The organism is Pandoraea cepalis, assembly GCF_902459665.1.
GTDB classification, from domain to species: domain Bacteria; phylum Pseudomonadota; class Gammaproteobacteria; order Burkholderiales; family Burkholderiaceae; genus Pandoraea; species Pandoraea cepalis.
On the sequence record NZ_CABPSL010000001.1, the window covers coordinates 1 to 13,177 of the forward strand.

4 protein-coding genes are annotated in these 13,177 nt (G+C 63.3%); all 4 read right to left on the minus strand.

Features of this window, described 5'->3' with window-relative positions; all coding sequences use genetic code 11:
* A partial coding sequence (locus PCE31106_RS00005; RefSeq protein WP_150562492.1) for a hemagglutinin repeat-containing protein occupies positions 1-8,772 on the minus strand: 8,772 nt, incomplete at its 3' end.
* 114 nt (positions 8,773-8,886) lie between these two features.
* Entirely contained in the window at positions 8,887-10,653 is a 1,767-nt protein-coding gene (locus tag PCE31106_RS00010) for a ShlB/FhaC/HecB family hemolysin secretion/activation protein (RefSeq protein WP_150561959.1), read from the minus strand.
* 603 nt (positions 10,654-11,256) lie between these two features.
* Positions 11,257-11,610 (minus strand): DUF3331 domain-containing protein, encoded by a 354-nt coding sequence (locus PCE31106_RS23915; RefSeq protein WP_174974907.1) that lies wholly within the window; start codon positions 11,608-11,610, stop codon positions 11,257-11,259.
* Between the two features lie 125 nt (positions 11,611-11,735).
* Positions 11,736-13,028, minus strand: a complete 1,293-nt coding sequence (locus PCE31106_RS00020) for an NAD(P)/FAD-dependent oxidoreductase (RefSeq protein ID WP_150561961.1) — start codon at positions 13,026-13,028, stop codon at positions 11,736-11,738.
* Positions 13,029-13,177 lie beyond the last annotated feature (149 nt).

A 13,177-nucleotide genomic window follows, 5' to 3' on the forward strand; every position in this document is an offset into this window, starting at 1 on the left:
TTCATGCCAACTCCTCATCTGAGCTGAGGAGCCATTATCCCTAGATTTGATTGGTACGAAATTTTCAGGACAGGTCACCGGCACATTCATACCAGTGCCGTTCGCGTAGTGCTTCGCATACATATCGACGTTCGCCTTCTGCTCCGGTGTCGCAAAAAACATATACCCGGGCCCGCTGTTACCGTCAGCCGGCAACATGCCATGTGCTTGCCTCAGAAAGTCACTCGCGCGTTGGTTCCAGGTGCCTGGCGTACCGCTCTGCACCTGCAAATTGGCCTGCATTGTCAGTTCGTCTCGCGCCTGCTCGGGCGTCAATCCATATTTCTTCGCATACGCCGATTCCCGGTCGTTAATCCATTGCTTCTCATCCGGATGCAACTGCCGATTAAACCGATCAGTATTGAACCCAGTAACCGCCCCCGAAGTCCCTCCCGCCACAGCACCTACCGCAGTACCTATACCCGTGACCACAATCTGGGCCAATGCTTGATCGATATCTGCGTTGCCTGTTGGACTAGCATTCTTAATTTCGTTACTCAACTCATTCAGTACCCCGCTAAGCTTTGACGTCAGCCCCGCACCCAACGCACCACCCAGCGCATTGCCGCCCCCGAGACCCGCCACGATCGCGCCACCTGCCGCGTGCATCGTTGCGCGGTAGTCGCCGCCTTCAGACCAGTCTTTCGCTTCCTGTAAGTACTGCGCCTTCAACGCCGGATCGTTGGTCTTCTCCGCCAGCTTTCTCGCCTCATCGGCTTTCCTATCAGCATAAGTTCCGATGTCGCGCGCGACGGCTTCACCGGCTGCCGTCGCCGCTTGCATCAAACGCGACTGGTCGTTGAGCAGGTCCTGTAAATCAGGCGTGCGAGTTACCGTCCCATTCAAGTCAGCAGTATCGCGATTCAAACTCGCCAGATCCTGCGTCTGCTTCGCCTCATCGGTCAGCGTGATCGTGCCTTCGCTTACGCCCGTGCGCGTTGTCGCACGCTCGCTAGCGCTCTCCATTTGCGGCAACATCGGAGAAATCCCACCTGTGTTCTTGCCGGAGCTATTGCCCGTCGTACGCTCGTTCGCACCGCCATTCCCAACGGTAGCGCCACCACCGACACCAAAACTATTGGCGCTGTATTCCGAATGGTTCTCAATGTCGGAGAACGTCAACGTGGCTGTCGTCAGTTGATTCTTTGACGGATCCGCGGTGCTCGCAATGTAGGCGCCCTTCAGATCGGTGTTACCCATCACGCCGACGTCAAACCCACCGCCGCCCGCCTGGATTCCGGATTGCTCCTCCACGCCCGCATAGTTGCCGCTCGCATTTCCACGGGAGAAACTGAGGCTGCCGGATGCGCCCCCCATACTGACGCTCAGCCCACCGCCCGTGCTCTGCTGATGTGCGGAACTCTCGCTCGTATCCTGCACGCTGGCGATGTTCAGATCCCCACCCACGCGCGCAATGACCTTGTCGGCATTCACGTTCGCGCCGACGATATTCGTGTCGCCACCGCTCGCGATCACCGCCGTCTGGCTCGCGTTGATGTGGGTGTTGTTCTGGAATTTGGAATCCGAGTTGGCATCGCCGTTCGACTTCGAGAGCGACGCCGATACGCCCCATCCGCTCGTTCCGTAAGACACGCCTACGCTGCCGCTCTTCGACTCGTTCTCGCTGCGCGACGACTCGGTGTCGGTGCTGTGACTCAGGTTGACTTGATGGTTGGCTTGCAGGAGAACGTCCTTCGCATCGATGTTCGAGCCGATGATGTTGACGTTGCCTTTCCCCGCCGCCGCGTCCCCGGTCGCGATGAACGCCGCCGTGCCTCCCGCCTTGATGTTGCTCGAAATATTCTGCGCGCTGTCGGACGACGAGGTCGACTTGCTACTCGACGTCCCCCAGCTCAACTCGATCTTGGCTTCCGGTTTGGCACCGCTGGCGAGCGCATCGAGCGCTCCCTTCCCTTCGCCAAGCGCGCCGACGGCGCCACTGGCCGCAGCGTAACCGCGCAACGCGGAAACACGCGTATCGCCGCCGGAATCCGCCGCCGCGCGCACCTGCCCAGCAACGTTCTGTATCGCGTCGATCACCGGCGACTTAACCGCCAACGTGAAGCCAGAGCTCTTCATCTCGTGCGTTTCGTCGTGATGCTCACGATTGAGCGCGGATTCGATGGTGACGTTTTGCCCGATGCCCGTCATGTTCCCACCCGCGACGATTTCGCTGCCACGAACCAGCAAGTCATTGCCGGCCGCCATACTGACGTTACCGCTAACGCTGCCGATAAGGGTACCCGTTTGGGTCACGCTGCTGTCGTTGGCCCAGTCCTTCTGCTCATTAGTGCCGTACGAAATCCCTACACCACCTGACGAACCCAGACCCGTGCTCGTCTCCTCGTGGAATGAACGGGTCTCGCTAACGCTCTGCGTCGAATCGATCCGTAAATCGTGACCCGCCTGTAGGACGACATCCTTGTTTCCGACAATCGTGCTCCCCCGAACGCTCAAATCCTTGCCCGCAGCGATCGCCACGGTGTCCGCCGAAATCAGGCTGCCGTTGGCTTGGGTGGCTTTCATGTCCAGCGTACTCGTTGTGCTTTTTCCGCTCACCACTCCACTGCGACTACCGTCGTGCCGGCTTTGAAATTCGTGCGTCTCGGTGATTTCACCGATGTTGATGTCACCGGCTGCCGCCAGCGTTGCCGCGCCCTGGGCGAGTGTTATGCCGCTGCCCGCCAGGTTGATATTCTTGCCTGAGGCAATCGTGAGACTGTCGCCGCTTTGCAAGGTTGTGCCGATCACCGCGTCGTCAGATTGCCGCTTCGATTCCGAGTAACTGCCGCTACTGTCGCTATCCGCGCTGTTGCTTTGTAACGTTGAGGTCGTCACTGCCGCTCGCAACGTCACATCGCCCTTCGCCGCCAGCGCGCCACCTCCGTTCAGGTTGAGGGCCGCTCCCGTGGCCGTCAGATTACCTCCCACGCCTATCTGCGATACGCCTCCCACCGTGACTGCGCTCCCCGTCGCCGCGTTGAAGTTGGTATCCGATACACCGTTCGCACGCCCGACGACCTTCCGCTCGCCGGCCTGTACCGTGCCAAGTTCCCAGTTGCCGCCAATGGCCATGCCGAGGTTGCCGCCTACGTTCAGCGTGCCTGCGTTCTGCTCGACATTGCCACCTGTCACGATCGCGGCATCGCCCCTTACCGTCACACTTGCGATGGGACCGAGCGTCGTCGAGACGCGCGTGGCACCCGTGGTGCTCACCTGACTGACCTGGCTCGTGATCGTGTTCAGCAGCAGGTCGCCCCCGGCGCTGAGTGTCAGACTTCCGGCGTTCACTGTGGCCGAACTCAAGTCGACATCGCCCTTTGTCGTCAGCGACATCACTCCGTCGCTTCGCAACCCACCAAATGCATTGTCGATGGACGTAGCATCGATGGTGAGCGCGCGGGTCGCCTGCACCGTACCGCTGTTGGTGAACGTCTGCGTCTGCTTCAGGTCGATGTCGTTCGCCGCGATCAGCGGTCCGCTCATCTGTTGCTGTTCCGTCTGCGCAAGATAGACCACCGGCACCAGCACGGCTTGTCCATCGACGATTTGCGTTTGCATGATGACTACATGACGGGTGAGTGCCGCGACTTGCTCGGCAGACAGGCTCATGCCTAACGACAGGTTCAACGACTTCGCAAGGGCTGCGCCCGAGTTCATCATCGCTTCATACATCGCCTGTGTATCGCCGTAGGGACCGAGCACTGCCTTGCCGGTGAGCGCCGTGATCTGGTTTCGCACAAGCTGCTGCTCGTACATGCCATCTCCCAGACGCTTTGCGGTCGTTTGCGGATTTATCCCAATCTGCTGAAGGTAGTAGTCACTCGACAGGAACGTCTTGACGTTCGTAAAGGCAGGGTTTGACTCGATCAGGTATGTCGCGTTCGGCGCGGTGGCTGGCCGGAACAACCCCCCTTGCGGGATTGTCAGGTTGGCAATCACGCTTACCGCCGTGGCCCGCGCGATGACCGCATCGATCTGCACCCTGTTGCCCTGAACGGACGTTGTGACCGCCCTCGTACCGCTCGCCTTGCCGTCCAACGCGCTGATGCTCACGCCAGTCACCGACTGGCCGGCCGCAAGGCCGAGCGGCATCACGCCCGCATTGCCAGCCGTATTGTCGATGCTCACTCCCGTCCCCGACAGCGTGCCGCCTGCAACAAAGGTCGATTCGTAGGCGGGCAGAGCGTAGGTTCGAGTATCTGCAGGTGCCACCTGCGTGAAGCCGCCGGGACGCATCGTCACGAAGCGAGCATCGCCGAATGGCAATTGCCAGTCGTGCTTGCTATTGTCGTAATTGTTGTAGTGATATTGCCCCGAGTACCTGACGCGAACGGCAGGGGCGACCTGGCCTTGCCAGCTATTCTGGTCGAGCGTCAGCGGTGCCGCGATCGCGCCTGCGGCCGACACCGTGCTCCAGTAGTTCTGGAACAGGCCCACCGACGAAGCATTCAAGTCCGCGCCGGACACGATCTGCGCTTGCGGGCTAATCGATGTCACCGTATTTGCCACGGCTGCGCCCGTGTAACTCGTGTAGATGTAGTCGCTGTTCCATTCACCCCCGTGCGGCGGTTCGACGTACACACCACCAATAGCGTTAGGATCTCGCGTATTGATTTTCCCGGTACGTCCGCTCAGGCTGATGCCAAGACTGGCGAGAAGATCCGCCGAGACCGACGACGTGAAGCCCGACGTCTGCATCTGTCGCCGCGTATTCGTGACCTGATTGGCGTGCAGCGCCATATCGCGTGCGGACTGGATCAGGGCCGATTGGTTGCGGATCAGCTTTGCCTGGGTGTAGTTGCCGCTCGCGTCCTTGCCCCCGGCGAGGACAACGCGGCCAAGGCCATAAATGGCGGCGGTCGCCTGCGTATCGGTGGCCGTCGTGTCGTCGCGGTTCTCGATGATCGGCGCCAGCAGTTCCAGCGTCCCTTCGCTGTTTGTCGCGCCAATGAGCGCCGTTGGACCGACGTTCGATAGCCGCGATGTCGCATTGAGCGATACGTCGCCGCCCACTAGGGTGCCCGTGTTTTGCAGCGTGTTCGAGTGCGTCGTAAGTGTCCCGCCAGCCATCATCGTGCCGCTGTTGGCGATATCCCCCGCCGTGATGTTCAGGTTCTCAACCGCTTCCACCCGTGTGTCGTTCGTGAACGTTCCGGGCAGCGTAATCGCAAGCTCATGCCCCGCAGCCAGCTTCAACGTCGGCGTCATCGCGAAGTCGCCCTCGACGTTCACCGCCACGTCGTGGGCCGCACCATAGGCGCCGCCACCCGCGAGCGTTGCCGCCGTCACGTTCAGGTCGTTCGTCGCACCGATCTGGCCGCTGGTATTCGTGAGCGCCCCAACCGTCTTGATGGCCACGTCGCCGCGCGAACCGGCCAGGTTGCCGATCCCGCCGCCCGTGTTATCGAGCGTGTCGGCATCGATCGAGACGGTCGCGCCGCTCAGTTGTCCGCCCAACGTGTTCGAGATTGTCGAGGCCCTGAGGGCCACACGACCATTGCCCGTGATCGCGCCGGCGCCGTTGACGACCCGCGTGCCGCCCCGAATCGTCGCGTTGCCCGTGCCGAGATTGCCGATGAGACCGCGAGTGTTGTCGATGGACGCGACCTGCACCGCGAGCGTGCTGTCGTCGCCGTCGGCTCCCGACTGGATCCGGCCGTTCGTATTGTCGAGGGCACCACCGCCGATGACGGACAGGGAGGCGAGCGAGCGCGCGACCCCTTGCGTGTTATTAACGTCACCCGACACTTTCGCCGTGGCGTTGCCCCTTGCGGCAAGCATGCCCGCCGAGTTGTCCAGGCTGCCGACGTTCAGCGTCAGTTGCCCACCCGCAATGATTTCGCCGCCTGCGTTCAGCAGCGTCCCCGCACCGTTGCCCGGCGCGATCGTCAGTCGTCCCGTTCCAGAGGCGAGTATCTTGCCGCCGCTGTTGTTGAGAAGGGCAGGCGCAAGCGTCAGATCCTGGGCGTGACTCTGGATCGTGCCGCCCGCCGAGTTGTCGAGCGTATGCCTGACGTCGATGGTCATCGGCGAGGCACCGTAATGCGTGATCGTCCCCCCGTGATTCAGAAGGTGGGTCGCGGACAATGCCAACTGATTCGCCTTCACGTTGCCGCCGCTGTTGTTCAACGTGGCGTTCGTCGTCAAGCTCAGGTTCGGCGCCACGATGGCGCCGCCCTTGTTTGTCAGTGAACCGGTGCGGATCGTCTCGTTCGTGCCTGCGCCAATCTCGCCGCCATCGTTCGCCAGCGTGTCGCTCGTGAGCGTCAGGTCGGTGTTCGACAGCAGCTTGCCGTTTGCGTTATCGACTGCGCCGCCAAGCGTCGCCGTGAGCCCGGTCTGCCCCATGATCAGACCCGCTGCGTTGTCCAGGCTCCCCGCCCGCGCGACGACCTGCCCGTTGCTGGTGATCTTGCCGCCCGCATTCGAGAGCGTGCCGGTTCCGTTCCCGGCATTCACCGTGAGCGCGCCGGCGCCCGCGTGCGTGATCGTGCCGCCGTGGTTATCGAGCATGGACGGCGCCAACGTGAGATCCACGCTATTCGTCTGCAGCGTGCCGCCCGCCGAATTGTCAAGCAAGCCCAGGACGGCGACGCGCATCGACCCGGTACCCGTCTGCGTGATCGTGCCCGCGTGATTGACGAGATTGGTGGCACCCAGCGACAGTTGTGTCGCCTGCAGAGTCCCGGCACTGTTGTCGAGTGTCGCGGCACTCACCGTCGCGGCCTGACCGGCGACGATATTGCCGCGGTGGTTGGTCAGTTGCGTGCCGGCGTCGATCGACGTATTCCCCGCCGCTTGCAGCGTGCCATCGCGGTTATCGAGCGACCCGGTGCCGACTTGCAGGTCCGTCTGCGCACTCACCTTGCCTTGGTTCGCAACGCTTCCCGCCACGAGCGTGACAGCACCATTGCCGCCGATTACGCCCCCCTGCGAACCGGTGGCGGTCGTGCCGATCGTGTTCGTGAGCGCACCCGTGACCGTGACCGTCAGACCATCGCCATTCAGGGAGGTGATGCGGCCCGCCGTATTGTCCAGCGAATCCCCCGTGAGGGACAGCGCAGCGCCGCTCTGCAGGGTGCCACGATCGTTTGCGATGGCGCCGCCGCGCAATTGCATGGTGCCTGCCGAGACGATTTCGCCGCCCAGGTTCGTCAATTGGCCCGAGGTCCGCGCAATGAGCATGGCTTGCGACGCAATCTTGCCCGCCACATTGGAGAGCCAGGCCGCGTTGAGCGTCACGCCTTGAGCGCCCGCGAGCGTGCCGTAATCGTTGATCAGCGCTCCCGCGACCTGAGCCGTCACTTGCCCCGCTGCGCGCGTGGTCGCGCCAGCGAGGTTCAGGTCGCCTATGCTGGCTATCAACGTCAGGTCACCGTTTGTGGACGTTTCGCTGCCCGCGAGATTGAGCCCGCCGCCCGTGAACATCGCGTTGCCGCCCGCCACGCCAAGGCCGCTCACGTTGAGCTGTGCCGATGCCGCTACCGACAGGTCGCCGCCGCTGCCGACCGAACCGTCGCCGTTCACGCCGGCGCCCAGCGTACCGGTCGATGTCAGGCGGCTCGCCATGACAGACAGATCTCGTTGCGCCGCCAGCGTCCCGTCGTTCGTGACGATGTCCGACGCGCGGAGGCTCGTGCTCTGTTTTGCGTAGATCGTCCCGCTGTTGGCAACGCTGCCCACGTCGATGCCGACGTTGCCGCTGGCGTTCAGCTTGCCGGACTGCACGAGCTGTCCCGCACTGGTAAGCGTGAGGTCGCCGGCTTGCGCGGCGATCTCGCCCGCGTTCGACACACCGACGCCCTTCTCCGTCCCCACCAGCATGATGCGGTTGGCGTACATGCCGCCGAGTGCGCTGACGTCGATCGAGACCCCCGGGGAGGCGCCAGTGCTGCTGATGGCGCTCGCCGAAAGCGTGTCGTGATCGACCTGGTTCGTGCCGGTGACGACGTTCAGCGCATTGCCGTAGATCGCGGCATTGGCCTGCACCGCACGGGCGATCAGATCGACCTGGTCAACGTTGCTCGCGTTCAGCCCCGCGCCCTGAACGGCAATGCTGCCACCCGTCACCTGAAAGCCGCGCAGCCCACCGTTGGCATCGAGGATCGGTGTGCCGGTCGTAAGAATGCCGCGCGTGGTGTTGATGAAGCCGCCGCCATCGACCACGATCCCCGACCCGTTTGCCACGATGACTTCGGCCCGGCTGCCCGCGACCTCTAGAAAGCCTCTTAGCTGGCTCGGCGCGGTGCTGTTGACCTGATTCAGAATAATCCTCGCGGATTGGCCCGGGCCAAGGTTCGGGTTGCCGTTGATCATCCCGGCCTGCTGCGTCTGCGTCATCGCGGACGCGTTGTTCAGGATCGCGCCGCCGCGCGGCACATCGAACTGGGAATAGGTGTTCTGAGACACGCCCGCCGCGCTGGGCGTGTTGATGTTGATTTGCGGGAGACCGTTCGGGGTCTGCACGACGGAAGGGGCTCGCTCACCCGAGCCCGTCACTTGCGCCTGCACCCGTATGGGCACCGCCCCCAATGTCACGAGGGTGGCGAAGGCCACGCATCGCATCGAGAAAAGCGAGACGCACGAGAGGCGCCGCGAAACCTGCCGGGCCGAACCGAGGCGTCGTGTCTGACGGGCATCCGCCTTACCGCCCGCGCTGGCCGTTTCAGCTACCGCCACCAGCATGCCCCGTGGCCGGCTGTACACCAATCGGAAAAGGTTCTTATTCATTTTCGTGAACGACCTGAAGAGAGATGCCGCGGCGGGGATCCGCCAGGCGGTCATGGAATGCGGATACCGTCATCGCAATGCGGAGCGGCTTGCCACCTCGGTGCGCTGGAAGCCTCAAAGTTGGGCGGTCAGTTGAAATCCGACCGTGACTTGCGCTGTGGGAAAACCGGATGGCTTGTAGATCGGTGTGCCCAGGAACACGTCGTAGCCGTAGCCGCCAAAGCGGGTGGCAACGCTCCCCTTGAGACCGATGACGGCGCCGACGAGCTGTGTGCCGTCTTGCGCGACGGGTTGCGGTCCCCAGACCCGGCCGTAATCGAGTCCCGCGTAGACGGACTGTCCGGTCTGACCGAGCGGCACCTGAAGCTCGTTGCGCCAATAGAATCCGCGCGCCGCCGAGAGCATCGTCTCGCCGTCGAAGCCCCGCACGGTGTAGCGGCTGCCGATGGAAAGGTTGTCGATGTAGTAAAGCGTGTTGCCGGTGTATTGGCCGTGGAAGGTCGTCACGTAGCGAACCGGCTGCTGCGCCACGGCAAAGCCGACGGCGAGGTTCGCGTCGAGCACGGCCATGCGATAGCGATAAGTCGGGCCTCCCGAGGCCGCGAGAAGGTCATCCTGCGCACCGAGCCCGCCGATTCCTTGCCGGTACGCAAGCGCCGCATCGAGTTGCGCGGCACCGAAATAGTGCCGATCCGTCAGGCCCCACTCGACGAGCGTGTTGTTACGTCGCTGTTGTGTGATCTCGATGTCTTCAATGAAGCTTTGACCGAACTGGCGCGACAGCCGGAGCTGGGTGCCAAACACGTGGTTCTGGCTGCGGGAGAGCACGCGGCTGAGCGTGGCGTCGAGCGTCTTCGAGTTGCCGCTTGCGATGAACGTCTCGTTGACGCCCGCAATTCGCTGGTAGTAGCGGCTGGTGTAGGCCGCGAGCGTTGCGCTCCAGTAGCCCCACGGAATCGCGTAGCTCCCATGCCAGCCGCGCGAGCCCAGATCGTGGTCTTTGAACAGCAGATCCTGTGACACCCCGACATTGAAGATGTCGTTCAGGCCGAGCGGGTTGTACACACCGGCCGAGAGGCTGCCTTGCAGTTGACCCGTTGCGCGTGACCCGGCGTTGTCCACAGACGCCACGACGGTCCAGGGTTTGGTGCGCGTTACATCGAGCACGACGTCGCTCTGGCCCGGCAGATCCGCCGGCACGATTTGCATCGAGACGTCCTGATTCGACACGCGCTTCATCTGCTCGAGACCCTGCTCGAGATCACGCAGATCCAGCAACTCGCCGTCACGCGTGGGGAAGGCGCTCTTCCACGTGCCCCGCAGCGCCGGATCGGCAAAGCGCACGTGACGGATGACGCCGGGGATCAACGCGAATCGGAGCGTACCGCTCGCGAGGTCCTGTTCAGGCAGCAGCACGCGCGTCGTGAGGTAGCCGCGACTTAAGACGACCTTTTGCAGGCCGTTGACAAGCGCGTCCAATCCCTGCTTGCCTATGCAGGCGCCGGCATAGTGCCCGACCCAATCCTGGGCGAACGTTAATTGGCCCAGCGACTGCGTCTCGGCAGAGGTTGCCCCGAGGGTCTCTTGCGATGTCGTCGGGATTTCAACGACGAATGTGTCGATCCGAAAGCATGGGGTCTCATTGGGTAGCGCGGGCCAGACAGGCGCATCGTCACGTGTTGAGCGTACCGATGGCGCGTTGACCGCCGCCTCGCGTTGTTGTGCCTCTCGCTGTTGTTGGATCAACTGGTCTTGCTCGACGCCTGTTCGGGCGGCGGCCGCCGTGTCGGCGGGGGTGGGTGTGGAGGTTTGCTGCGCCTGCGCCGCCATCGCGAACAGCGAACAGGCCAGCAGCACGGCTTTCGTTTTGGTGATCGGCATCAGGGCTTTGCGGCGATTTCAAAGTGCGGATTGAGCGAATTACGGTCGACGCGTGGATCGTCATCAACGGCAGCCACTCGTGCCAACGCGTAATCGACCTACGCAGCGTGGGGAGATAACGGCGATGCCGGAGTGGGATGTCACTGAACGTGACGAGGGGGGCATTGAGACGTTGGACTTCACCGCGGTAGTGCGGCGGTGGTTCAACTAAAAACGTTAGCAAGACTAAGGGTTAAGTCACAAACAGACTTCTTGTTCTGGTCGGGAATTTTCGAGTCTGGATGCGTCGGGCGCGACGTCAGAACGCGTCGGTCGTCAATGTCGCCCGAAACGCTGCGGTGGCAGCGGCGTTCGGCTGACGAAGGGCGGAATGAGGGGAGGACGCGCGGAACGGGGGGGCAAACGGCGTTGTGCGCTTCGCCGGGCGGCGAAGCTCCGCTGAGTGCGGAGCGTCGTTCAACGGGACAGGAAGATTGTCGACCGCGACGAATCAAGGATCGAGTGTCGGGCTCGTGGCGTGTGCGCGCACCGTGTTTGAGGCGCGCGCGGACTTCGCACCAAATACCCCGGCGGCCGATCCATACGGGGTTGTCAGTCGCGGTGTTATGCCGGTTCGAGTTCCCGGCTGCTGGATTCGCGCATGGCACGAATGGGCTCGGCCAATATCATCGCGTCGACATTGAGCGGCGGCACATCGCCGAACAGCGGCCGATAGACGAAGTCGCCCACGTCGATCGTCTCGCCCGTCAACGCGCAAACACCAGGATGATTCGCCCGGCGAATGCGCCAGATCTGCGCACCGTAGTTGCCGCCCATGGCGTCGTTCCACGACACGGTGATCGTCAGTTCGCTGGAGATCTCCAGCACTCGCACGATGGGCGCGCGGCGCGTGTAGGGAATGACGGGCCGGCACACGACCGGTTCGGCATCGAGCATCGCCACGGTGTGTTGCCACACGCCTTGATCGCGCGGCGCGGCGCGCGACGTGCGCGAAGTCCGTGACGTCGCGGACGTCGGGGATTTGCAGGCATCGCGGTGGGTACCGCTTCGTTTGGGGCAGTGAGTTCGGTCGCTTCGCATGGTCAGGCCAGCCGGGTGCGCGGCCCGCGAAGGCCGCCGAGTTTTTCCGCGCCCAACAGCACCGTCGCACGGGCGAACCCGTGCAGCGCATGCTGATGGCGCCGATACAACATGGCGTGGCTCCATTGCGCGAAGCGTCCGCGCACGATGCCACCTTTGAAAAAGCCGAATCGCCCAAGGGCCCCAAACGCGTTGTAGCCGGAAAGCGAGACCGACGCGCCAGGATCGCGATAGACGAACGGCGGAATCGCGCGTCCCTCAAACCATGCGCCAAGATGTCGGCCAAGATGCGCCGCCTGCTGCGTGGCGACCTGGGCCGTCGGCGGCAACGGGCACTCGCCCTTCGCGGGCACGAGCGACGCACAGTCGCCAAGCGCAAAGATTCGCTCGTCTTGCGCCGTCTGCAACGTCGGGCGCACCACGATCTGGTTGGCCGCGTTGGTCGCGAGTCCGCCAATGCCCCGCAAGACGTCCGGCGCCTTCACGCCGGCCGCCCACACGAGCAGATCGCCGGGAATCAACTGACCGTCGTCACGATAGAAACCGTCACGGTCGGCGCACACAATGCGGGTGTCCGTCAGCACGCGAAAGCCCAGGCGCTCGAGCCCCGCCTGCGTCGACTCGGACACCTCCGGCGGAAACGCCCCAAGCACACGCGGGCCGCTCTCGACGAGCGTGAGCTTCAGCCGCTCGCCAATGCGCGGATCGCCATAGCCGGCCGCCAGCGCAAACGTGCGGCTCAGCTCCGCCGCGAGTTCCACGCCCGTGGCGCCGCCACCGGCGATCACGACACGCAGCGCGTCGTCGTTCACGGCGCTGCGCAGCGCTTCACATCGCAACGCCGCTTGAAATGCCTCGGCCTGCGGCTGACTGTCGATGAAATGGCAGACGTCGCGCACACCGGGCAGACACGCATCGTCGGCCTGCGAGCCGAGCGCCAGCACGAGCGCGTCGTATGGCACACGACGCTCGCCCAACAAACGCGAGCCGTCGGGCGCGTCCATCTCCCCAAGCACAATCTCTCGGCGCGTTCTATCCAGCCCGCACATGCGCCCCGCCTGATACGTAAAGCCGTTGCCGCACGCGTGGGCAAGATACGTCACCTGTGTATGAGTGACGTCGCGCGTGCCCGCCGCCACGGTGTGCAGCATCGGCTTCCAAAGATGGGTGGGGTGACTGTCGACCAGCGTCACGTGCGTCGTGCCGGCAAGCCCGAGCGTGCGGCCCAGCCGCGTTGCCAGCTTCAGGCCGGCGATACCGCCACCGACAATCACGATTCGGTTTGCACGAGACATTTGGGGGAAATGCCAAATTCAACAAGTGATGAATAAGCGCATAATAGCGAGCGTGGCCCCGGCGTGTCAAATGGCAATTGCCTGGGCAGGCAGCGGCGTTCGGGTCGGGTAGACTTGGCGCATTGCTGTCGCGAACTCGACCCACCCAT

Bases quoted from the DNA above. Each gene is read 5' to 3' on its own strand.
- PCE31106_RS00010 (WP_150561959.1), bottom strand. From the start codon at position 10,653: ATGCCGATCACCAAAACGAAAGCCGTGCTGCTGGCCTGTTCGCTGTTC.
- PCE31106_RS00020 (WP_150561961.1), bottom strand. From the start codon at position 13,028: ATGTCTCGTGCAAACCGAATCGTGATTGTCGGTGGCGGTATCGCCGGC.